The 22,269-nt window shown below is 74.3% G+C and carries 18 protein-coding genes and 1 pseudogene; 8 read left to right on the top strand and 11 right to left on the bottom strand.

What is annotated here, in order from left to right; all coding sequences use genetic code 11:
- Positions 1-21: 21 nt before the first annotated feature.
- The 5 genes from guaB to groES form a co-directional block, all read right to left on the bottom strand.
- Complete coding sequence (gene guaB, locus QYM41_RS02505; protein ID WP_438612537.1) at positions 22-1,584, bottom strand: IMP dehydrogenase; 1,563 nt, start codon at positions 1,582-1,584, stop codon at positions 22-24.
- Between the two features lie 42 nt (positions 1,585-1,626).
- The gene (locus QYM41_RS02500) at positions 1,627-3,720 is read right to left on the bottom strand and encodes an acyltransferase family protein (protein WP_368798161.1); all 2,094 of its coding nucleotides are present in this window, start codon (positions 3,718-3,720) and stop codon (positions 1,627-1,629) included.
- Positions 3,721-3,994: 274 nt separating this feature from the next.
- Positions 3,995-6,064 carry an acyltransferase family protein gene (locus QYM41_RS02495; RefSeq protein WP_368798160.1) on the bottom strand — a complete coding sequence of 690 codons (2,070 nt, stop codon included), beginning with the start codon at positions 6,062-6,064 and terminating at the stop codon, positions 3,995-3,997.
- Positions 6,065-6,253: 189 nt separating this feature from the next.
- A complete protein-coding gene (gene groL, locus QYM41_RS02490) occupies positions 6,254-7,855 on the bottom strand; it encodes a chaperonin GroEL (RefSeq protein WP_368798159.1) in 1,602 nt (533 codons plus the stop codon).
- Between the two features lie 157 nt (positions 7,856-8,012).
- The gene (groES, locus tag QYM41_RS02485) at positions 8,013-8,309 is read right to left on the bottom strand and encodes a co-chaperone GroES (protein ID WP_047801805.1); all 297 of its coding nucleotides are present in this window, start codon (positions 8,307-8,309) and stop codon (positions 8,013-8,015) included.
- A gap of 433 nt (positions 8,310-8,742) precedes the next feature.
- Here groES and QYM41_RS02480 point away from each other — a divergent pair, with 433 nt between their 5' ends.
- From QYM41_RS02480 to QYM41_RS02455, 6 genes are all read left to right on the top strand, one after another.
- Positions 8,743-9,714 (top strand): siderophore ABC transporter substrate-binding protein, encoded by a 972-nt coding sequence (locus QYM41_RS02480; protein WP_368798158.1) that lies wholly within the window; start codon positions 8,743-8,745, stop codon positions 9,712-9,714.
- Between the two features lie 135 nt (positions 9,715-9,849).
- Positions 9,850-10,935 (top strand): ABC transporter permease, encoded by a 1,086-nt coding sequence (locus QYM41_RS02475; RefSeq protein WP_368798157.1) that lies wholly within the window; start codon positions 9,850-9,852, stop codon positions 10,933-10,935.
- Positions 10,932-11,948 (top strand): iron chelate uptake ABC transporter family permease subunit, encoded by a 1,017-nt coding sequence (locus QYM41_RS02470; RefSeq protein WP_368798156.1) that lies wholly within the window; start codon positions 10,932-10,934, stop codon positions 11,946-11,948. Before QYM41_RS02475 ends, QYM41_RS02470 begins: the two co-directional genes overlap by 4 nt.
- A 13-nt stretch (positions 11,949-11,961) precedes the next feature.
- Positions 11,962-12,720 carry an iron ABC transporter ATP-binding protein gene (locus QYM41_RS02465; RefSeq protein WP_368798155.1) on the top strand — a complete coding sequence of 253 codons (759 nt, stop codon included), beginning with the start codon at positions 11,962-11,964 and terminating at the stop codon, positions 12,718-12,720.
- Between the two features lie 25 nt (positions 12,721-12,745).
- A complete protein-coding gene (locus QYM41_RS02460) occupies positions 12,746-14,041 on the top strand; it encodes a THUMP-like domain-containing protein (RefSeq protein WP_368798154.1) in 1,296 nt (431 codons plus the stop codon).
- Positions 14,042-14,112: 71 nt separating this feature from the next.
- On the top strand, positions 14,113-15,258 hold the full coding sequence (locus QYM41_RS02455; RefSeq protein ID WP_368798153.1) for a glutamate--cysteine ligase: 1,146 nt from the start codon (positions 14,113-14,115) through the stop codon (positions 15,256-15,258).
- 66 nt (positions 15,259-15,324) lie between these two features.
- Here QYM41_RS02455 and tsaD read toward each other — a convergent pair whose 3' ends face one another.
- Genes tsaD through alr form a run of 5 tightly spaced genes read right to left on the bottom strand, consistent with a single transcriptional unit; the run spans position 15,325 to position 19,570 of the window.
- A complete protein-coding gene (gene tsaD / locus QYM41_RS02450; protein WP_368798152.1) occupies positions 15,325-16,422 on the bottom strand; it encodes a tRNA (adenosine(37)-N6)-threonylcarbamoyltransferase complex transferase subunit TsaD in 1,098 nt (365 codons plus the stop codon).
- Entirely contained in the window at positions 16,419-16,889 is a 471-nt protein-coding gene (gene rimI / locus QYM41_RS02445; protein WP_368798435.1) for a ribosomal protein S18-alanine N-acetyltransferase, read from the bottom strand. Before rimI ends, tsaD begins: the two co-directional genes overlap by 4 nt.
- A 38-nt stretch (positions 16,890-16,927) precedes the next feature.
- Positions 16,928-17,605 carry a tRNA (adenosine(37)-N6)-threonylcarbamoyltransferase complex dimerization subunit type 1 TsaB gene (tsaB, locus tag QYM41_RS02440; RefSeq protein WP_368798151.1) on the bottom strand — a complete coding sequence of 226 codons (678 nt, stop codon included), beginning with the start codon at positions 17,603-17,605 and terminating at the stop codon, positions 16,928-16,930.
- A 52-nt stretch (positions 17,606-17,657) separates the two neighbouring features.
- Complete coding sequence (gene tsaE / locus QYM41_RS02435) at positions 17,658-18,317, bottom strand: tRNA (adenosine(37)-N6)-threonylcarbamoyltransferase complex ATPase subunit type 1 TsaE (RefSeq protein WP_368798150.1); 660 nt, start codon at positions 18,315-18,317, stop codon at positions 17,658-17,660.
- The gene (alr, locus tag QYM41_RS02430; protein WP_438612536.1) at positions 18,314-19,570 is read right to left on the bottom strand and encodes an alanine racemase; all 1,257 of its coding nucleotides are present in this window, start codon (positions 19,568-19,570) and stop codon (positions 18,314-18,316) included. Before alr ends, tsaE begins: the two co-directional genes overlap by 4 nt.
- An 80-nt stretch (positions 19,571-19,650) precedes the next feature.
- On the opposite strand from alr, the gene QYM41_RS02425 reads away from it, so the two are divergent.
- Both QYM41_RS02425 and QYM41_RS02420 read left to right on the top strand, forming a co-directional pair.
- A complete protein-coding gene (locus tag QYM41_RS02425) occupies positions 19,651-20,943 on the top strand; it encodes a glycosyltransferase (RefSeq protein WP_368798149.1) in 1,293 nt (430 codons plus the stop codon).
- Positions 20,940-21,728, top strand: a complete 789-nt coding sequence (locus QYM41_RS02420; protein WP_368798148.1) for a phosphatase — start codon at positions 20,940-20,942, stop codon at positions 21,726-21,728. The genes QYM41_RS02425 and QYM41_RS02420 overlap by 4 nt, the downstream gene beginning before the upstream one ends.
- An 81-nt stretch (positions 21,729-21,809) precedes the next feature.
- Here QYM41_RS02420 and QYM41_RS02415 read toward each other — a convergent pair.
- A pseudogene (locus QYM41_RS02415) lies at positions 21,810-22,269 on the bottom strand (inositol-3-phosphate synthase); the annotation flags it as partial.

The raw sequence follows: 22,269 nt of genomic DNA, 5'->3' as shown, positions 1-22,269 counted from the left end.
AACGGTGCTGCGGACGCTCGCTCAGCGCTGGTAGTTGGGGGCCTCGACGGTCATCGTGATGTCGTGCGGGTGGGACTCCTTGAGCCCGGCCGGCGTGATGCGCACGAACCGGCCCTGGTGCTTGAGCTCCTCGACGGTGTGGGCGCCCACGTAGAACATCGTCTGGCGCAGCCCGCCGTCGAGCTGGTGGACCACGGCCGAGAGCGGCCCGCGGTACGGGACCTGCCCCTCGATGCCCTCGGGGATGAGCTTCTCGTCGCTGGCGACGTCGGCCTGGAAGTAGCGGTCCTTGGAGTAGGAGGTGTTCTTGCCGCGCGACTGCATGGCCCCCAGCGAGCCCATCCCCCGGTAGGTCTTGAACTGCTTGCCGTTGACGAAGATCAGCTCGCCCGGGGACTCGTCGCAGCCGGCGAGCAGGGACCCGACCATCACGGAGTCGGCCCCGGCCACCAGCGCCTTGCCGATGTCGCCGGAGTACTGCAGGCCGCCGTCGGCGATCAGGGGCACGCCCGCCGGGATCGCGGCCTTCGCCGCCTCGTTGACGGCGGTGACCTGGGGGACGCCCACACCGGCGATGATCCGGGTGGTGCAGATGGAGCCGGGGCCCACCCCGACCTTCACGGCGTCCGCGCCGGCGTCCACGATCGCCTGGGCGCCGCGGCGGGTGGCCGCCTGCCCGCCGATGACGTCCACGTGCGCGGCGGCGCGCTCCGCCTTGAGCCGGGCGACCATGTCCAGCACGCCCTGGGAGTGCCCGTTGGCGGTGTCGATGAACAGGGCGTCCACGCCCGCCTCGACGAGGGCCATGGCCCGGTCGAAGCCGTCGCCGAAGAAGCCCACGGCGGCGCCGACGCGCAGCCGGCCCTCGTCGTCCTTGGTGGCGTGGGGGTACTGCTCCGCCTTGGTGAAGTCCTTGATCGTGATCAGGCCGGTGAGCCGGCCCGCGTCGTCGACCAGCGGCAGCTTCTCGATCTTGTTGGAGGCGAGCAGCCGGTGGGCGTCCTCCTTGGCCATGCCCACCTTGCCGGTGATCAGCGGCATCGGCGTCATGATCTCGTGCACCCGGCGCCGGGGGAACTCGCTCTCGGGCAGGTACCGGGTGTCGCGGTTGGTGATGATGCCCAGCAGCGTCTGCTCGGCGTCCACCACAGGCAGTCCGGAGACCCGGTAGTAGCCGCAGAGCCGGTCCAGCTCCTCGAGGGTCGCGTCCGGGGAGATGGTCACGGGGTCGGTGATCATCCCGGACTCGCTGCGCTTGACCCGGTCCACGTGCTCGGCCTGGTCCTGGATCGAGAGGTTGCGGTGGATCACGCCGATGCCGCCCTGCCGGGCCATCGCGATCGCCATCGAGGACTCGGTGACGGTGTCCATGGCGGCGGACAGCAGCGGCACCTCCAGCTCGATGCGCCGCGACAGCCGGGTGCGGGTCGACGCCTCGGACGGGATGACGTCCGTGTTGCCGGGCAGCAGCAGGACGTCGTCGTAGGTCAGGCCCGTGAACCCGAAGGGGTCCTCGGTCAGGGCGGTGGGAACGGGGGTGTCCGACACGGTGGCGCCTTTCGGGGTCGAGGGAGTCGCGCCCATTCTACGGGCCGCTCCCGGCCCCGCGGACGGCTGTGGCGGCGCTCACGGCCCCGCGGGGAACGGGGACCCGTCCGCCCGCAGGGCCGCCTCGACCCGCTCCACGAACATCGGGGCCAGCGTCCGGACGTACTCGACCGTGAGGTGGTTGTTGTCCCAGTAGGTGAACACGTTGCCGATGACCGGCGTGCAGGTGCCGTCCGGGCAGACGAGGTCCCCCAGGTCGACCATGGAGACCCGCGGCGACGCGGCCACCGGGTCCAGGGGGCTGTCCGGGTCCAGGATGACGTGGGAGGCGGTGCACTCGGGGGCGCCGGCCCCGTGCTCCGCGGCGCAGCGCGCGGGCACGAAGTCGAAGCGGGGGTTGTCGCGCAGGGCGACGACCTGGATGCCGCGCTCCGCCAGCCCCCGGATGCGCTGCTCCATCCCGGGGGTGAACTGCTCCTCGTTCTCGTCCGTGCTGCGGGTGCCCTGCACCAGCACCAGGTCCGGGTCCACGGCGTCCACCACGGGGTCGGTGCCCTCGAGCCAGCGGGCGCACGCCTCGTGGTCGGCCACCTGCTCCCCCGGCAGCCCGTACAGGCAGTTGCCCCGGATGTAGGTGACCACGCGCCAGTCGTTGCGCTCGGCCAGGCGCTGGACGGCCGGGATCCACTGGTGCACGTGGCTGTTGCCGATCACCAGCATCGTGGCCGCCGGCTCGGGGTCCGGGACCGTGTCGAAGCACCACTGCCGGTAGCGCTCGCCGATGCCCAGGGCGGGCGGGCAGGGCGTGCCGAGGCCGGGTTTCGCGTACGGCTCCCCGGTGATCACCGGGATGGTCTCGGCGTCCGGGACGCCCCCGTCCCGGAAGCCCGGCAGCAGGACGGCCGCCCCGGGGTTGTTGCGGTCGGCCGAGGCCGCGATCTCGAGGGCCCGGCGGTCCTCCGCCACCCGGGCCGCGGTCACGGGCACCGCGACCGTCGCCAGGCACACGACGATCACCCCGGCCAGCCGCAGCCGGCTGCGCTCGGGCCAGGACCAGCGCTTGAGCGGGTCCTCGACCACCCGGGTGACCAGGACCGCGAGCACCAGGCAGACCAGCACGATCGCCACCCCGGAGCGCGGCCCGGCCACGGGACGGTCCCGCAGCACCAGGTACGTGATCAGCACCGGCCAGTGGATCAGGTACAGGGCGTAGGCCGAGTCCCCGAGCCGCACGAGCGGCCGGGAGGCGAGGAGCCGGTCCAGGCCGAAGCGCGACCCGGACTGCCCGGCCACCACGACGGCCGCCGCCGAGAGCAGCGGCCACAGGGCGATCCACCCGGGGAACGCCCCCTGCACGTCGACCAGCACGCCCACCGAGACCATGCTGAGCAGCCCGGCCCAGCCGAGCAGCACGCGCAGTCCGCGGCCGGGCCGCAGATGGGGCACGGCGAGGGCCAGCAGCGAGCCCAGGGCGAACTCCCACAGCCGGGTGCGGGTGTCGAAGTAGGCGAACTCCTGCTGCGTGGCCGTGGCGTGCACCGACCACGCCAGGGAGACCACGAACACCGTGCCGAACATCGCGGCCAGGACGGGCACGGGGCGCAGCCTCCCCCGCCGGGTGAGCAGCCGGGCGGCGGCGAAGGCCAGGGGCCAGAGCAGGAACACCTGTCCCTGCACGGAGAGGGACCAGAAGTGCTGGAACGGCGAGGCCGTCGAGTGGTCGGCCGCGTAGTAGTCCACCGCGCTCAGGGCCAGCGCCCAGTTCTCCACGTAGAGCACCGAGGCCAGCGCCTCGGTCCGCCACCGCCCGGCGTCCCAGGAGGGGTAGAACAGTTCCACCAGCACCAGCGTGGCCAGGATCGTGAGCACCGCCAGCGGCAGCAGCCGCTTGAACACGTGCAGCCAGTACCGCCCCAGGTCCAGGGGCCGCCCGGCCTCGAGCTTGCGCACGAAGGACAGGGTCAGGAAGAACGCCGAGATCAGCAGGAAGACGTCTACGCCCCCGGAGACCCGCCCCAGGAACACGTGGTAGACCACCACCAGCAGCACCGCCGCCGCGCGCAGGCCCTGCACCTCGGGCCGGAACCCGGAGTACCGGCTGCCCGGACGCCGGGCCGTGTCCCGGCTCTCGGCGGTGCCGGTGGACGGTTGCGGGACGTGCAGGGTGGCCACGGGGGCACCTCCAGGGAAGGCGGCCCCGGCGCGGCCGGGCGGCGACGCCGGGGAGGAGGGACGGGGGGGGTGGGAGAGCACAGCGCGCGGCGGCGCACGGGGGAACCGGACGGGGGCGGCAGAGCTCAGGGGGGGGGGGAGAGCTCAGAGGGGGGTGGGAGAGCTCGGGGGAGGCAGGACAGGGGGGGTGGGGCCGGGGGGCGCCCGTGGCGACCCTACCGCACGGGCGACGGGGCGGCGGGGCCGCCTCGCGGGGCGGGGCGGGGCACCGGGATCACGGGCTCGTCGTCCGCAGGAGCGCCCCGGGCAGCCGCTCCTCGACGGCCGGCGCCATCGTGCGCGCATAGGTCCACGTCAGGTGGTGCGGGTCGAAGAACACGTACACGTTGCCCACCACGGGACGGCACACGCCCTCGGGACAGATCAGGTCGGTGAGGTCGAGCGAGGTGAACCCGCTCCGGTCCCGGAGGGCGTCGGCCGGGTTGACGGGGGCCAGCACCTGGTCGACGGGCACCCGGCACCGCTCGGCGTCCTGGCCGTGGCGCTCGGCGCACTCATAGGGGTTGGCGTCGAACCGGGGGTTGTCGCGGAACCCGACGACGTCGATGCCCTGGCCCGTCAGCCGGTCGACGAGCTCCGGGAACCCGCCGACCACGGCCTCGGCGGAACCGTCCATGCGGGCCGCGTAGGTGGAGGTGGTCATGACCGCGTCCGGGGACAGCCGCTCCACGTACTCGAGCGCCGCCTCGTTGGCCTCGTGGCAGGCGTCCCCCTCCGGGCGCACGGCGAAGGCGCAGCCCGGCTGCAGCACGGAGACGAGCTGCCAGCCGTGCTCCTCCGCGAGGGGGATCAGGGCGCCCATGAACTGCTCCATGTGGGAGTTGCCGACCACGGCGATCGTGCGCTCGGGGTCCGCGAGGGCGGGGGTCTGGCGGCAGGCCGGCTCGAGGATCTCCTGCTCGGGCGCGAACCGCCCGGAGCACGGCTCGGGCAGCGCGACCCACTCGTCGCCCAGGGCGGAGGCCAGGGGCAGGGTGGGGGCGTCCGGGTCGCCCCGGAACTCGAAGCCCGGGGCCAGCACCGCGGCCCCGGGGTTGTTGCGGGCGGCCTCCTCGGCGAGCACGGCGGCGCGGCGCGCGTCGGCCTGCTGCCACACCAGCACCGGCACGGCCACGAGCGCCAGGCTCACGGCCACCGACACCGCCAGCCGCCCCTTGGTGCGCTCCGGCCACGCCCACCGCTGGAACGGGCGCTCCACCAGCTTCGTGAGCAGCACGGCGAGCAGCAGGGAGACCACGATGATCGCCACCCCGGAGCGCGGCCCGGCCACGGGACGGTCGCGCAGCACCAGATAGGCGATCAGCAGCGGCCAGTGGACCAGGTACAGCGCGTAGGAGGCGTCGCCCAGCCGCACCAGCGGGGCCGAGGCCAGGATCCGGTCCAGTCCGAACGGGGACCCGGTCCGCCCGGCCACGATGATCGCCGCCGCCGAGGCCAGCGGCCACAGCGCGATCCACCCCGGGAACGCCCCCTGCACGTCGACCAGCACCCCCACCGAGACCATGCTGAGCATCCCGGCCCAGCCCAGCACCACCCGCACGGCCCGGGGCGGGTTCAGGTACGGCAGGGCCAGGGCCAGCAGCGAGCCCAGGGCGAACTCCCACAGCCGGGCCCGGGTGTCGAAGTAGGTGAAGGCCTGGTTCGTGGCCGTGGCGTGCACCGACCAGGCCAGGGACGCGGCGAAGATCAGGCCGAAGCACACCGCCAGCACCGGGACGGGGCGCCACCGGCCGCGTCGGCAGAGCAGCCACGCCGCCCCGAACACCAGGGGCCAGAGCAGGAACACCTGTCCCTGGACCGACAGGGACCAGAAGTGCTGGAACGGCGAGGCCGTGGAGTCGTCGGCCGCGTAGTAGTCCACCTCCGCCAGCGCCAGCGCCCAGTTCTCCACGTAGAGCACCGAGGCCAGCGCCTCGGTGCGGATCCGGTCGATCCGCGCCTCCGGGAAGAACCACCAGGCCAGCACGAGGGTGCCCAGGATCGTGAGCACCGCCAGCGGCAGCAGCCGCTTGAACACGTGCAGCCAGTACCGCCCCAGCGCCAGCGGCCGCCCGGCCTCGAGCTTGCGCACGAAGGACAGGGTCAGGAAGAACGCCGAGATCAGCAGGAAGACGTCCACGCCCCCGGAGACCCGCCCCAGGAACACGTGGTAGACGGCCACGAGCAGCACGGCCACGAACCGCAGGCCCTGCACCTCGGGCCGGAACCCCGCGTACCGGGCCACGCGCCGCGCCGTGTCCGTCCCGGCACCGGCGGGCGCGTCCTGCACACGGGGGCTGGTCATGGGGTTCTCCTGGGGTCGCGGTGCGGCCGCGGGCGCGGCGGCGGTCGGACGGACCCCCGCACTCTACCGGAGCCCCCGGCGCGGAGTCCCGGAACGGCGACGGACCCGCCCCACCGGTGGTGGGACGGGTCCGCGGTGCGGGACCGGTCAGTGCTGACGGATCAGTGCTGACCGGTCAGTGCTGACGGATCAGTGCTGGTGGCCGTGCCCGTCGTCCTCGGCCGGCTTGTCCGTCACGAGCGCCTCGGTGGTCAGCACGAGCGCCGCGATGGACGCGGCGTTCTGCAGCGCCGAGCGGGTGACCTTGACCGGGTCGATGATCCCGGCGCCGACCATCTCGACGTAGTCGCCGGTGGCGGCGTCGTAGCCGTGGCCGGGCTCGAGCTCGGCCACGCGGGCGGCGACCACGGCCCCGTCCTGGCCGGCGTTCTGCGCGATCCAGTACAGCGGCTGGCGCAGGGCGCGGCGGACGATCCCGAGCGCGGTCGCCGCGTCGCCGGTGAGCCCGAGGTCGGACTCGTCGAGGACCTTCGCGGCCTGCACCAGGGCGGTGCCGCCGCCGGAGACGATGCCCTCCTCGAGGGCCGCGCGCGTCGAGGACACGGCGTCCTCGATGCGGTGCTTGCGCTCCTTCGCCTCCACCTCGGTGGCCGCGCCGACCTTGATCACGGAGACGCCGCCGGCCAGGCGCGCGAGGCGCTCCTGCAGCTTCTCGCGGTCCCACTCGGAGTCGGTGCGCTCGGCCTCGGCGCGGATGGTGGCGACCCGGTCCTGGATCTCGGCCTCGGTCCCGCCGCCGTCCACCACGGTGGTGGTGTTCTTGGTGACCGTGACGCGGCGGGCGGTGCCCAGCTGCTCCAGGGTCACCTGGTCCAGGCTGATGCCCAGCTCGGCGGTGATGAGCTGGCCGCCGGTCAGCACGGCGAGGTCCTGCAGGATCGCCTTGCGCCGGTCGCCGAAGCCCGGGGCCTTGAGGGCCACGACGTCGAGGTTGCCGCGCAGCTTGTTGACCACGAGGGTGGACAGGGCCTCGCCCTCGACGTCCTCGGCGATGATGGTCAGCGGCTTCTTGGCCTGGAGGACCTTCTCCAGCACGGGCATGAGCTCCGGGACCGAGGAGATCTTGCCCTGGTACAGCAGCACCAGGGAGTTCTCCATGACCGCTTCCTGGCGCTCGGCGTCGGTCACGAAGGACGGGGACAGGTAGCCCTTGTCGAACTGCATGCCCTCGGTGACGTCGAGCTCCACCTCGGTGCTCGAGCCGTCCTCGATGGTGATGACGCCGTCCTTGCCGACGGTCTCGAAGGCGCGGGCGATGAGCTCGCCGATCGCCGGGTCCTGCGCCGAGATGGTCGCCACGTGGGCGACGTTGGCGCCCTCCACGGGACGGGCGTTCTCCAGCAGGCGCTCGGAGACGGCCTGGACGGCCTTCTCGATGCCGCGCTTGAGGCTCAGCGGGTCGGCGCCGGCGGCCACGTTGCGCAGGCCCTCCTTGACGAGCGCCTGGGCGAGCACGGTCGCGGTCGTGGTGCCGTCGCCGGCGACGTCGTTGGTCTTGGTCGCCACCTCCTTGGCGAGCTGGGCGCCGAGGTTCTCGTACGGGTCGTCGAGCTCGACCTCGCGGGCGATGGTCACGCCGTCGTTGGTGATCGTGGGGGCGCCCCACTTCTTGTCGAGCACCACGTTGCGGCCGCGCGGGCCGAGGGTGACCTTGACGGTGTCGGCGAGCTTGTTGACGCCGTTCTCGAGGGACTTGCGGGCGGCATCGTCGAATGCCAGCTGCTTGGCCATGGACAATGGCTCCTTCTGGGTGGCTGGGGTCGCCAGCGGGGGTCGGGGTTCGGGATCGGCGAAGGGTGCCCGCCGCGGGCCCGCCGGATCAGCGGGGCGCGCGGCGGGCACCCTTCGTCAGGACTGCGCGGTGTGCGCCGGGGTCGGGACCCCGGGTCTACTTCTCGACGACGGCGAGCACGTCGCGGGCCGGGAGCACCAGGTACTCCTCGCCGTTGTACTTGACCTCGGTCCCGCCGTACTTGGAGAAGATCACGACGTCGCCCTCCTTGACGTCGACCGGGATGCGGTTGCCGGAGTCGTCGACACGACCGGGCCCGACGGCCAGGACCTTGCCCTCCTGGGGCTTCTCCTTGGCGGTGTCCGGGATGACGAGACCGGACGCGGTGGTCTGCTCGGCGGCGAGCGGCTGGACGACGATGCGATCCTCGAGAGGCTTGATGGAGACCGACACGATCTCTCCTTGTCTGTAGGGGTGGAAAACGGTGGGCGACCGCGGGCGGAGCCCGCGGTCGAGCGTTCGGGCCGGGGGGCGCACCAACCGTCGTCGCGGTGCCGATCGATCGCCTGGCCCTTAGCACCCTCACCCGGAGAGTGCTAAGGCCGACTATAGGAGGGGCCTGGCAGTCGGTCAAGGCGAGTGCCAGCGCACCGACCCCCCGGGAACCACGGGCGAGCCATTAGGTCACACCGGTGTTCGCCAATGATTTGCCTCGGCTCGCCGGACGCTCTAGGTTGAGCGGTAAGGCAACCCTTACCTCGGCCGAGTCACGGTGCCCCTCCCTGCACGTCCCCGCACACCGGTGTGCGGCCCCGTCGTGCCCACCGGATCCCGCCGGCCCCCTCCACCCCGGAGCACGCCGGCGACCCCTGCCCGAAGGAAGACCATGAACCGCACTGCCCGACACCGCTCCACCGCCCTGCTGGCCGCCGCCTCCGTCCTGGCCCTCGCGGGCTGCTCGACCTCGGGGGCTGCGGCCACCGACGAGGACGCGCCGGCCGCCGCCTCGGCGGAGACCGTCAGCGTGGAGCACGCGCAGGGCACCACGGACGTCCCCGTGGACCCGGAGGACGTCATCACCTTCGACCTCGGGGTCCTCGACTCCCTGCGGGCGCTGGGCGAGGACGTCCAGGGCCTGCCCCGGAGCGGGAGCCTGCCCCAGCAGTTCGCCGAGTACGCGTCGGACGACTACGTCAACGCCGGGTCCATGAAGGAGCCCGATCTGGAGGCCGTGGCCGAGGCCGCTCCGGACCTGATCATCATCTCGGGGCGCACCGCCGACTTCTACGACGAGCTCGCCGAGATCGCCCCCACCGTGGACCTCTCGCTCGACCAGACCGACGCGCTGAACTCCTTCACCGAGCAGTCCGAGACCCTGGGCCGGATCTTCGGCAAGGAGACCGAGGTCGAGGAGCGGCTGACCGCCGTCGACGAGCAGATCGAGGAGACGAAGGCCCGCACCGCCGGGGCCGGCTCCGCGATGTTCCTGCTGACCAGCGCCGGCGAGGTTAACGCCTACGGCCCGGACTCGCGCTTCGGCAACATCGTCTTCGACCTGCTGGGCTTCGAGTCCGCCGCCGACGTCCAGGCCGAGGGCACCCACGGCGAGGCCGTCTCCTTCGAGGCGATCTCCGCCGCGGACCCCGACCACCTCTTCGTGCTGGACCGCGACACCGCCATCGGCCAGTCCGGCGGCGAGGCCGCCCGGCAGGTCCTCGACAACGAGCTGGTCGACGGCACCACCGCGGCGCAGCAGGACCGGATCACCTACGTGGACAGCGCGAGCTGGTACCTGGTCGGCTTCGGCCTGGACAACCTCCCGGCCATGATCGACGAGGTCCAGGAGTCCCTCTCCTGATCCGCCGACCGGGGCACGAGCGCGACCCCCGGGGTGCTCCGCACGGCGTCCGTGCGGAGCGCCCGGGGCCGCCTCGGCCCGCGGCCGCGACCCGCCCCTCGACCTCGGAAGGCCCCCGATGACCACCACGCCACGTTGAGCACCGTCGTGCCCCCCGCGCCGCGCCGCGCGAGCGCCGGCCCCGCACCGGCGCCGCCACCGGCGGGCTCCACCCCCGTGGACCCCGGGGCGTTGGCCCGGGCCAACGCCCGCCGGCTCGCCGCCGCGGGCGCCCTCGTGCTGGTCCTGGCGGTCGTCAGCACCTTCGTCGGGGTCCTGGACGTCACCCCCTGGTCCCTGACGGGGCAGCTGCTCGCCGGGGACCTCGAGGGCTTCCGGTCCTCGATGGAGATCATCGCGGTCTCCCGCTTCCCCCGCACCGCCTCGGTGGTGCTGGCCGGCCTGGCCCTGTCCGTGGCCGGGCTGATCATGCAGCTCATGGTCCGGAACAAGTTCGTGGAGCCCTCGACCGTGGGCACCGTCGAGTCGGCGCAGGCGGGCCTGCTCGTCGTGACCCTGCTCCTGCCCTCGGCCCCGCTGCTGCTGAAGATGGGCTCGGCCTCCGTGTTCGCGGTCGCCGGGACCGCCCTGTTCCTGCTCGTGCTCCAGCGCATCCCGCTGCGCGGCACCCTGCTGGTGCCGCTCGTGGGGATCATGCTCGGCAACGTGATCGCCTCCGTCACCACGTTCTTCGCCTACCGCTACGACCTGCTGCAGACGCTCAACGCCTGGATGCTCGGCGACTTCTCCGGCGTGCTGCGGGGCCGCTACGAGCTGCTCTGGCTCGTGCTGGCGCTCACGGCGGTCGGCTACGTGGCCGCGGACCGGTTCACGGTCGCGGGCATGGGCCACGAGTTCAGCACGAACCTGGGCATCGACCACCGGAAGGTCATGGCCCTGGGCATGACCCTGGTGGCCCTCATCGCGGCCGTGGTCGTGGTCACCGTCGGGTCGATCCCCTTCCTGGGGCTGGTCGTGCCCAACCTCGTGTCCATGCTGGTGGGCGACAACTCCCGCCGCACCGTGCCGTGGGTCGCCGTCCTCGGCGCCGGCTTCGTGCTCGCGTGCGACATCGCGGCCCGGGTGATCCGCTATCCGTACGAGATCCCCGTGGGCACCGTCGTCGCCGTGGTCGGCGGCGCCCTGTTCCTGACCATGCTGCTGAGGGGGCGTCACCGGTGAGCGCCGGCACCTCCGCCCTGCCTCCCGCCCTGGCCGCCGGCGGCCCCCGGCGGCCCCGCACGGCGCTCTCCCCCGGCGCCTGGATCGGGATCCTCGCCGTGCTGGCCGCCGCCGCGATCGGCCTGTACCTGACCGTGGACCTCGGCGGGGACCTCGGCTACGTCCTGCCGCGCCGGGTCAACAAGGTGCTGACCATGGTGCTCGTCGCCTACGCCGTGGGGGTGTCCACGGTCCTGTTCCAGACGGTCACCGGCAACCGCATCCTCACCCCGTCCATCATGGGCTTCGACGCGCTGTACGTGCTCATCCAGACGGTCCTGGTGTTCTCCCTCGGCTCCGTCGGCGTGGTCGCCCTCGGCGACGGGGCGACGTTCGGGCTCGAGCTCGCGCTCATGGTGGGGTTCAGCTGGCTGGTCTACCGCTGGCTGTTCACGGGCACGGGGAAGTCCCTGCACCTGGTGCTGCTGGTCGGCATCGTCCTCGGCACCGTCTTCCGCGGGATCTCCTCGCTGCTGCAGCGGCTGCTCGAGCCCAGCGAGTTCGTCGTCCTCCAGGACGCGATGTTCGCCTCGTTCGGCAACGTGGACACCGGGCTGCTGCGCCTGTCCGCGCTGCTCGTGGGGCTGGTCTCCCTCGTGGCGCTGGCCTTCCGCCGGCACCTCGACGTCCTGGCCCTGGGCCGGGACACGGCGATCAGCCTGGGCGTCGACCACACCCGGGTGGTCACGGCCGTGCTGGTGGTCTGCTCCGTGCTCGTGGGCGTGTGCACCGCGCTGGTCGGGCCCATCACGTTCTTCGGGCTCCTCGTGGCGAACCTCGCCTACGCCCTGTGCCGGACCTTCCGCCACCGGCACGTGCTCCCCATGGCCGTGCTGCTGGGGATCATCGCGCTCGTGGGGGGCCAGGTGGTCCTGGAGCAGGTCTTCGCCTTCGACACCGCGCTGAGCATCGTGATCGAGTTCGCCGGCGGGCTGCTCTTCCTCGTGCTGCTGCTGCGGGGATCCCTCAAGTGACAAGGAGCACATCGTGATCGAACTGACGGGCCTCACCAAGCGGTACGGGGCGCAGACCGTCGTCGACGGCGTCTCGGGAACCATCGAGGCGGGCGGGATCGTCTCGATCATCGGCGCCAACGGCGCCGGGAAGTCGACCCTGCTGTCCATGGCCGCGCGGCTGCTGCCCATGGACGAGGGCACCGTGTTCGTGGACGACCTCGACGTCCTCGGCACCCCCTCGGACCAGCTGGCCCGGAAGCTGTCCATCCTGCGCCAGGAGAACAGCCTGTCGGTCCGGCTGAGCGTCCGGGACCTCGTGGCCTTCGGCCGGCACCCGCACTCCAAGGGCCGGCACACCGCCGCGGACCGGGAGCACGTGGAGCGGGCGCTGCGCTACCTCCAGCTCGAGGAGCTCGCCGACCGCTATGTGGACGAGCTCTCCGGCGGGCAGCGGCAGCGGGCGTTCATCGCCATGGTCGTCGCCCAGGACACCGACTACGTCCTGCTCGACGAGCCGCTCAACAACCTCGACATGAAGCACGCGGTGGAGATGATGCGCCTGCTGCGGCAGATGGCCCACGACCTCGGCAAGACCGTGGTGCTCGTCATCCACGACATCAACTTCGCGTCCTGCTACTCCGACCGGATCATGGCCATGAAGGACGGCGCCCTCCTCCACCACGGCACGCCCGAGGAGATCATGCGCCCGGCCGTGCTGCGGGAGATCTACGGCATCGACATCCGCGTGGAGGAGGTCGACGGCCACCGCATCGGCATCTACTTCGTCTGACCCGCCCCCGACCCGAACGGCACCCATGAGCTCCGAGACCCCCGTCGACCCCCGCGAGATCGCCCCGCTGCTGACCCAGGAGGGCATGGCCCTGCTCGGCTCCCTGGGCCCCTACGACGAGGCGGACGCCCTGCGCACCGCCACCCGGCTGCGGGCCGCGGGGCACGACGCCGAGCTCGTCTCCGCGGTGCTCACCCAGGCCCGGCTCCGCGCCAGGGCGCAGGAGAAGTTCGGGGACTTCGCCGGCCGCATGCTCTTCACCCGCGCCGGTCTCGAGCAGGCCACCCGGCTGCGGGTGGCCGCCCTGCACGCGCGGCGCTTCGCCGGCGCGAATCTGACGCACGTGGCCGACCTCGGCTGCGGGATCGGCGCGGACGCGCTCGCGCTGGCCTCCCTCGACCGCCGGGTCACCGCCGTGGAGCTCGACGAGACCACGGCCGCGGTCGCCACCCTCAACCTCGCCCCGTTCCCCGAGGTCATGGTCCTGCACGCCGACGTCGAGCGGCTGGACCTCGCCTCCCTGCCCGGCGGGCCGCCGGACGGGGTGTGGCTGGACCCGGCCCGGCGCACGACGTCGTCGTCGGGCACCCGCCGGATCTTCGACCCCGAGGCGTTCTCCCCGCCCCTGTCCTTCGCCGAGGCGCTGGCCGGGCGCGGCCTGCCCGTCGGGGTGAAGCTGGGGCCCGGCATCCCGCACGAGGCGGTCCCCGCCGGGTGCGAGGCGCAGTGGGTCTCCGACCGGGGCGACGTGGTCGAGGCCGTGCTCTGGTTCAACGCCGTGGCCCGCCCCGGCGTGCGGCGGGCGGCTCTCGTGCTGTCCGCGCACGGCTCCGCCGAGCTCACCAGCGCCGAGGACCACGACCCCGCCCACGCCGACGCCGTGGTCGGGCCTGTGGGCGCGTACCTCTACGAACCGGACGGCGCGGTGATCCGGGCGGGCCTCGTCACGGACCTCGCCCGGCAGCTGGGCGCGCGCCTGATCCACCCCAGGATCGCCTACCTCACCTCCGACGAGCTCGTGCGCACCCCGCTGGCCCGCGCGTACCGCGTGCGGGAGGTGTTGCCGCACACCGTCAAGGTGCTCAAGCGGTGGGTCCGGGAGCACGGCGTGGGCACGCTCGAGATCAAGAAGCGCGGCACCGACGTGACCCCGGAGGAGCTGCGCCGCCGGCTCGCCCCGAAGGGCCCCGGCCGCGCCACGCTCGTGGTCACCCGGACGGCCCCGGGCCCGGCACCGGCCCCGGCGGCGGGAGGCCCGGCACGGGCCGGTGCGGACCCCGCGGAGCAGCGCGTCGTGATCGTCGTGGAAACCGTAGACTGAGGGCTCCGCGGGCCGTCCGGCCCGTTCCCGACCGGGCGCCCGCCCCCTCGACAGCACGGAGGACCTGCCGCGTGGAGATCTCGTTCGCCCGCTCCCACCAGTCGACGCTGGGCGTCGAGTGGGAGATCGCCCTCGTGGACGGCAGCACGGGGGACCTGGTGCCCCGGGGCCGGGAGACGTACGAGGCCGTCCTGGCGGACCATCCGGACTGGGGCACGGACGGCGACCACCCGCACCTCACCGGGGAGTTCCTGCTCAACACCATCGAGCTGGTCACCGGGGTGTGCCGGGACGTGGCCCACTCCACGGAGCAGCTGTCCACCATGATGGACGAGATCCGCAAGGTCACCGACCCGCAGGGCCTCGAGGTCTTCGCCGCGGGCACCCACCCGTTCGCGCGCTGGCAGGACCAGCAGGTCACCGACAAGCAGCGCTACCACAAGCTCGTGGACCGCGCCCAGTACTGGGGGCGGCAGATGGTCATCTACGGGGTGCACGTGCACGTGGGCCTCGACGCGCGGGCGAAGGCCCTGCCGGTGCTCGACGGCCTGCTCACCTACTACCCGCACCTGCTCGCCCTGTCCGCGAACTCGCCGTTCTGGGCCGGCGAGGACACCGGCTACGCGTCCCAGCGCTCCATGATCTTCCAGCAGCTGTCCACGGCCGGGCTGCCGTACCACTTCCCGTCCTGGTCGGCGTACGAGCAGTGCATCACGGACATGATCGCCACCGGCATCATCGAGGAGATGAGCGAGGCCCGCTGGGACGTGCGCCCCGTGCCGCGGCTGGGCACCGACGAGGTCCGCTTCTGCGACGGTCTCTCGACCCTGTGGGAGGTGGGTGCGCTGACGGCGCTCACCCAGTGCCTCGCGGAGTCCCTCTCCCGGGACGTGGACGCCGGACGCCCCCCGGCCCGCCTCAAGCCGTGGCACATCCAGGAGAACAAGTGGCGGGCGGCCCGCTACGGGCTCGACGCCGAGGTCATCACGGACCCCCGCAACCACGAGCGGGGCCTGCGCGAGGACCTGACCGCGCTGCTGGACCGGCTCGAGCCCGTGGCCGCCGAGCTGGGCTGCTCCCGGGAGCTCGCCGACGTGGAGCGGATCCTGCAGCAGGGCGCCGGGTACCAGCGCCAGCGCGCCGTGGCCCGCGCCCACGACGGGGACCTGCACGCGGTCGCCCTCGACATCGTCCGCCGCACCCGCGAGAACGACTGATCCTCGGGGGCGCCCGGCCCGCGGGAGCGACCGGCCCGCATGCCCGTGGGGCATGCGGGCGAGCGCTCACACGGAGACGGTGGTCACCGGCAGGGACGAGTCGGCGGCGAAGTCCAGCCCGGACGGCGCCCGCCCCCCGGCCACGACCCGCGCCGCGAGCGCGGCGACCATGGCCCCGTTGTCGGTGCACAGCGGCAGCCGGGGGACCACCAGCTCGATCCCGTGCTCGGCGCAGCGCTGCGCGGTGAGCTCCCGCAGCCGGGAGTTCGCGGCCACTCCCCCGCCGAGCAGCAGCGTCCCGAGCCCCTGCTCGGTGCACGCGAGCACGGCCTTGCGCGTGACCACGTCGGCCACCGCCTCCTGGAAGGACGCCGCGACGTCGGCCACCGGCACCGGCTCGCCGCGCGCCTCGTAGCCCTCGACGACCCGGGCCACGGCGGTCTTCAGCCCGGAGAAGGAGAAGTCGTAGCGGTGCGGGCCGGGCCGCTCGGCGGAGCCCAGGTACTTGCCCGCCGTCAGCCCGCGGGGCAGGCGGAAGGCGGTGGGGTCCCCGTCCCGGGCCGCGGCGTCGATGGCCGGGCCGCCGGGGTAGTCCAGGCCCAGGACCCGGGCGACCTTGTCGTAGGCCTCGCCGGCCGCGTCGTCGATCGTGGCCCCGAGCAGGCGCACGTCCCGGCCGATGTCCTCGACGGCGAGGATCTCGGTGTGCCCGCCGGAGACCAGCAGCGCCCCGAGGCCGCGGGGCAGCCCGTCGTCGAAGGCCCCCTGGAACCCCTCGATCCCCGAGTCCTCGAGCAGGCCCACGCTCACGTGCGCCACGAGGTGGTTGACGGCGTACAGGGGCTTGCCCGTGGCCACGGCGAGGGCCTTCGCGGCGGCCGTGCCCACCATGAGGGCCCCGGCCAGCCCGGGCCCCGAGGTCACCGCGAGGGCGTCGAGGTCGTCGAGGCCCACGCCGGCCCGGTCGAGGGCCTCGCGCAGGGCGGGCACGATCGCGTCGAGGTGGGCGCGGGAGGCGATCTCGGGGATCACGCCGCCGAAGCGCACGTGCTCGTCCATCGAGGAGGACACGACGTTGGCCAGCAGGGTGCGCCCCCGCACGATCCCCACCCCGGTCTCGTCGCACGAGGACTCGATGCCCAGCACGAGCGGTCCGTCGGTCATGGGGTCTCCTCCGTGGGGTGGGCCGGTGGGGTCGGGGCGTGCTGTGCGGTGAGGTCCAGGCGCATGATCAGCGCGTCGGCCCCGTCCCGGTAGTAGCGGGGACGGACGTGGATCTGCTCGTAGCCGACGCGGCGGTAGAGCCGCTGGGCCCGCGGGTTGTCGGCGCGGACCTCGAGCAGCACCTCGGTGGCGCCGAGCTCCCGGGCCCGGTCGTGCAGGGTGCGCAGCAGGGCCGAGCCGATCCCGCGGCCCTCGTGCTCGGGGACCACCGCGATGGTCTGCACGTCGCCCACGGGCGGCAGGCACATCAGCCCCGCGTAGCCGACGATCGCGCCGTCCTGCTCCGCCACCCAGTACCGGCAGACGGGCTGGGCGAGCTCCGCGGTGAACATCTCCAGCGGCCACGCGTCCACGGGGAAGAGCCGCCGCTCGAGGGCGTGCACCGCCGGGACGTCCGCGGGGACCATCCGGCGCAGGGTCCAGGGGCCGCCGCCCGGTGGGGGGCTCACGCGCTCGCCCGCTTCCGCGGGCCGGGGACCTTGGCGTCGGACTCCCGCAGGTACAGCGGGGTCGTGTCCGGGCGCAGCGGCTCCCCGCGGGCCGCGCGGCGGGCCGCGGCGAGTCCCAGGGACGACGCCGTGGGCTGCGCCCCGGCGAACTCCGGCACGGGCGCGGCCAGCCGGTCGGCGTAGATCCCCGCCCCGCGGCCGTAGGCGGGCAGCGCCGGGAGCTGCTCGGCGGCCGCCACCCCGGGGCCCCCGGCCGGGCGCGGGCCGTCCTCGGCCAGGACGAAGCGGGCCCAGTAGACCTCGAGGCGCCGGGCGTCCGTGAGCACGAGGAACTCCGGGTGACCGGCCGCCCGGGCGTGCCCGGCCGCGTCCTGGGCGAGGGCCTCGAGGCTCATCAGCCCGTGCAGCGGGAGGTCCCACGCGAAGGCGAGCGCCCGCGCCGTCGCGATGCCCGCGCGCAGCCCGGTGAAGGGCCCGGGGCCGGTGCCGACCAGCACCCCGTCGAGGTCGCCGCCGGTCACGCCGGCGGCGGCCAGCAGGTCCCGGACCGCGGGGGCGAGGACCTCGGCGTGGGAGCGGGTGTCGGGGCTGGCGAAGGCGCCGAGGACCTCGCCCGCACCGGTCACGAGGGCGGCGGAGGCGACGGCGGAGGAGTCCAGGCACAGGAGGAGCACCCGACCAGTGTAGTGCCCGACCGGCGGGCCCGACCGGCGGCCGGGGGCCGGCTCAGCCCAGCTGCGGCGGCCCGCCCGCCCAGCGCGGGCCGAACCCGGTGAGGGTGATCCGGCGGGGCTCCTCGTCCGGGTCCTCGTCCGGGTCGGACCCCTGGTCCGGGTCCTCGTCCGGGTCCCGGCCGGGCGCGGGGGCCGCACCGGGGTCCGGGAGCGGGGACCCGTCCGCCCCGGCTGCGGCCCCGCCCGTGGCCCCGGCCGCCCCGCCCGTAGCCCCGGCGGCCCCGAGGGTGCCGGTGCCCACGGCGCGCTCCAGGACGATCTCGAGCCGGGACTCCGCCAGGTGCTCGACCTTCCCGGCGCCCCACTCGACCACGGTCACGGCCGTGTCCACCGTGTCCTCCAGGTCGATGTCGTCGACCTCCGCCGCGGAGCCCAGCCGGTAGGCGTCCACGTGCACCAGGTCCGGGCCGCCGGGCCGGGGCCCGTCCGGGAGGCTGGGGTGCCGGCGCACCAGCACGAACGTGGGCGAGATGATCCCCTCGCGCACCCCCAGGCCGCGGCCCAGGCCCTGGGTGAACGTGGTCTTGCCCGCGCCCAGCTCGCCCGTGAGGACCAGCAGGTCCCCGGCGCGCAGCTGTCGGCCCAGCCGTTCGGCCAGGGCCTGGGTCCGCCCGGGCCCGTCCACGGTCACCGTCTCCGTCCACTCGCTCATCGGCGCTCTCCTCCCCGGCCCGGACCGCCCGGGTCCTCCGCGGCGTGCAGGTGCACCCGGGGCACGCGGGGCGAGACGCGGGTGACGATCTCGTAGTTGATGGTGCCCGCGGCCTCCGCCCACGCGCTCGCCGAGGGGTCCTCCCCCGCCCCGAACAGCACGGCCTCCGCGCCCAGCAGCCCGTGTTCAGGGGCGGAGCGGCCCGGGACGCCGAGGTCCACGACGATCTGGTCCATCGCGACCCGGCCCACCTCCCGGTAGGTGCGGCCCTGGATCCGGACCGGGCCGCCGGTGCCGGTGCGCGGGACGCCGTCCGCGTAGCCCAGCGGCACGAGCGCCAGCGTGGTGGGGCGGTCGGTGACGTAGCTCAGCCCGTAGGAGACGCCCTGCCCGGCGGGCACCTCCTTGACGGCGCTGACCGTGCTCCGCAGCGTCATGGCCGGCACCAGGCCCAGCTGCTCCGGGGTGCGGTCGGCGAACGGGGAGAGCCCGTAGAGGGCCACCCCGACCCGGACCATGTCCAGGAGCATGTCCTCCGGGCGCTCGAGCGCGGCGGCGCCGAGCAGGCCCGGGGAGTTCGCGGCGTGGCGCAGCGCGGGCCGCAGCCCGGCGGCGCGGGCCGCGGCCACGGCCGCCCGGAAGCGCGCGAGCTGCTCCCGGGTCTCGGGCCGGGCCGGTTCGTCGGCCACGGCCAGGTGCGTGAAGACCCCTACGACCTGCACCAGCCCCTCGGCCTCGGCCCGCGCGGCGTCCCGCACGAGCTCGGGCCAGAGCGCCTCCGTGGCGCCGTTGCGGCCCAGGCCCGTGTCGATCTTCAGGTGGATCCGGGCGGTGCGCCCGAGGGCGCGGGCGGTCTCGGTGATCGGGGCGAGCTCCCAGCCGCTGACGCCCAGCTCCACGCCCGCGGCGAGCGCGGCCCGGAAGTCCGTGTCGACGGTGTGCAGCCACGCGAGCACCGGGGCGTCGACGCCTGCGTCCCGCAGGGCGAGGGCCTCGCTCACGTGGGCGACGCCCAGGGCGTCCGCGCCGGCCTCGAGGACCGCGCGGGCCACGGGCACGGCGCCGTGGCCGTAGGCGTCGGCCTTGACCACGGCCATCAGCCGGGCGGGGGCGGCGAGGGCACGGAGCCGGCGCACGTTGGCGCGCACGGCGGCCAGGTCCACCACGGCGCTGCGCTCGCACCGGGGAGGAGGCGGGAGGGAGCCGCCGGACGGGGCGGCCGGGACGGGATCAGCACGGTTCACGGGTCCCATTCTCGCACCGGGCCCGGCGCGGCCGGCGCAGCGGCGGGCGCCGGGGGCGGACCTCAGGGGGCGGCGGCTAGAGTTGAGCCGTGTCCGCCGCGCTCCGCCACGTCCTGCTGATCAGCCTGCACACCTGTCCCCTCGAGCAACCGGGGTCCGGTGACGCGGGCGGGATGAACGTCTACGTCCGCCACCTCGCCGAGGCCCTCGTGGACGCCGGCCACACCGTGGACATGGCCACCCTCGACCGGGGCGCCGGCGCCCCACCCGCCGCGGGCGTGCGCAGCACCCGGATCCGCGAGGGCCTGCGGCTGCTCACCGTCTCCCTGCCCGGGGCCGCCGGGGCGAGCAAGGAGGACCTGCCCGGGTTCACCGCGGCGTTCGCGGACGTGCTCCGCACCGGTGCCGAGCGCCCGGACGTGGTGCACGCCCACTACTGGCTCTCCGGCGCCGCGGGCCGCGAGCTCGCCGACGCCTGGGGGGTCCCGCTCGTGCTGACCCTGCACACCACCGCGCGCGGGAAGAACCTGCGCGCCCGCACCGGCGAGGGGCTCGAACCGGCCTCCCGCGCGGAGGCCGAGGCCGAGCTGATCGCCCGGGCCGAGGCCACGGTGGTGAACACCCGCACCGAGGCGCTGCAGATGATCGAGCTCTACGACGCCGACCCGGGACGGCTGACCGTGATCACCCCCGGGGTCGACCTCTCCGCCTTCACCCCGGACCCCGCCCCCGGGGAGTCCCGCCGCGCGGCCGCGCCGCCCCCCGGCACGCCCGGCCGTCCGCTGCGGGTCCTGTTCGCCGGTCGCCTGCAGGCGCTCAAGGGCCCGCACGTGCTGGTCGACGCGCTCGCACGGATCCGTGCGAGCGATCCCGGGCTCGCCGTGCAGCTGGACGTCGTGGGGGTCGGCACGCGCGGCTTCACGGCCGCGCTGCGGGATCGCGTGCAGGAGCTGGGCCTGGAGGACGCCGTGCGCTTCGGCCCCGCCCTGCCCGCCCCGCAGCTCGCCGCCCGGATGCGGCAGGCCGACGTCGTGGCCGTCCCCTCCTCCTCGGAGACCTTCGGCCTCGTGGCCCTGGAGGCCCAGGCCTGCGGCACCCCGGTGCTCGCCACGGACGTCGACGGGCTGCGCACCGCGGTGCTCGACGGGCTCACCGGCCGGCTCGTGCCCGACCGCGACCCCGGCTCGTGGGCGCGGGCCCTGCTGGCGCTGGCCGCCGACCCGGCGGCGCTGGCCCGCATGGGCGAGGCCGCCGCCCGGCGCGCCCAGGGCCACTCGTGGGAGCGCACCGCCCTGTCCACGGCCGAGGTCTACGCCCGCGTGCGGGCCCGGGCGGGGGTACGCGACGGTAGCGGCCGGCGGCTGAATACACTCGAACGGTGACGACTCCCCCCCTCTCCCCCACGGACCTCGCCCGCCACCTCGACCGGCACCGCATCACGGGCGCGGTGGCCACGCCCCGCGAGGCGAACCTGCGCAACATCCAGGGCTTCCTCGACGGCGACCAGCACCAGCACATGGGCGTGGTGCGCACCCGGCAGTGGAGCTTCGACGACGTGTTCGCGCTCATGCGGGACCGGGTCGGCATCTCCCCCGACCGGGCGCACGTCGAGGGGCAGGACACGATCTCGGCGGCACGCACCGTCGCCGCGCTGGAGCGCTACGCCCGGGTCCTCGGGCAGGTGGTCTCCGGCGGCGGCCGGGTGCTCTTCGCCACCGGACACCCGGCCGGGCTGTTCCCGGTCTACGCGCAGCTGGCCCGGGTGGCCCGCCGCGCGGGCGCGCACGTGGTGCAGGTCCCGGACGGCTTCCCGTTCGAGGACGGCGACGTCCGGCAGATCGAGAGCGTCGTGATGGTCGAGCAGTACGGCGGGCTGCGGCACACCCACTTCCCCGGGCCCATGTCCCTGACCCTGGAGAAGCTACGGCGCGACGGGCAGAACCCGCCCGACCTCGTGGTGGCCGACCACGGCCTCGCCGGGGCCGCCGGGTCCCGGGGACTGCGGACCGTGGCGGTCGCGGACTGCAACGACCCCGGCGTGTTCGTGGCCGAGGCGCAGGGCCAGGTCGAGGTTGCCGTGCCGCTCGACGACAACCTCCCGCCCCGCGTCTACGAGCCGGTCACCGAGTTCGTGCTGCACCGCGCCGGCCTGGCCGACTACATCTGAGGGCGCCGGCGGCGCCCCGACCGCACGCGCAGGCCCCCGCACCGTCCGGTGCGGGGGCCTGCGCGTGCGGGGGAGGCGGGCTCAGCGTTCGCGCTCGCCCCGGATGAAGGCCTCCAGGTCCGCCCGGGCCACGTCGTCGGGCAGCTGCTCGGCCGGGGACTTCATGAAGTACGCCGAGGCCGAGGTCAGCGGACCCCCGATGCCCCGGTCCAGGCCGATCTTCGCCGCCCGGATCGCGTCGATGATCACCCCGGCCGAGTTCGGCGAGTCCCACACCTCCAGCTTGTACTCCAGGGAGATCGGCGCGTTGCCGAAGCCGTGGCCCTCCAGCCGCACGAAGGCGAACTTCCGGTCCTCCAGCCACGGCACGTGGTCCGAGGGGCCGATGTGCACGTCCTTGGTGCCGAACTCCCGGACCACGTTGGAGGTCACCGCCTGGGTCTTGGAGATCTTCTTCGACTCCAGCCGGTTGCGCTCGAGCATGTTCATGAAGTCCATGTTCCCGCCCACGTTGAGCTGGTAGGTGCGGTCCAGCACGTAC

It is taken from the genome of Kocuria oxytropis, assembly GCF_040981195.1.
Lineage (GTDB): Bacteria > Actinomycetota > Actinomycetes > Actinomycetales > Micrococcaceae > Kocuria > Kocuria oxytropis.
The sequence above is the reverse complement of the archived record's forward strand: the minus strand, read 5'-3'. Positions and strand labels throughout refer to the sequence as shown.

Coding starts and splice junctions, on each gene's coding strand:
- tsaE (WP_368798150.1), bottom strand. CDS start 18,317: ATGAGCGAGTGGACGGAGACGGTGACCGTGGACGGGCCCGGGCGGACC.
- QYM41_RS02480 (WP_368798158.1), top strand. CDS start 8,743: ATGAACCGCACTGCCCGACACCGCTCCACCGCCCTGCTGGCCGCCGCC.
- QYM41_RS02495 (WP_368798160.1), bottom strand. CDS start 6,064: ATGACCAGCCCCCGTGTGCAGGACGCGCCCGCCGGTGCCGGGACGGAC.
- rimI (WP_368798435.1), bottom strand. CDS start 16,889: ATGGTCCCCGCGGACGTCCCGGCGGTGCACGCCCTCGAGCGGCGGCTC.
- tsaD (WP_368798152.1), bottom strand. CDS start 16,422: ATGACCGACGGACCGCTCGTGCTGGGCATCGAGTCCTCGTGCGACGAG.
- guaB (WP_438612537.1), bottom strand. CDS start 1,584: ATGGGCGCGACTCCCTCGACCCCGAAAGGCGCCACCGTGTCGGACACC.
- alr (WP_438612536.1), bottom strand. CDS start 19,570: ATGGGACCCGTGAACCGTGCTGATCCCGTCCCGGCCGCCCCGTCCGGC.
- groL (WP_368798159.1), bottom strand. CDS start 7,855: ATGGCCAAGCAGCTGGCATTCGACGATGCCGCCCGCAAGTCCCTCGAG.
- QYM41_RS02460 (WP_368798154.1), top strand. CDS start 12,746: ATGAGCTCCGAGACCCCCGTCGACCCCCGCGAGATCGCCCCGCTGCTG.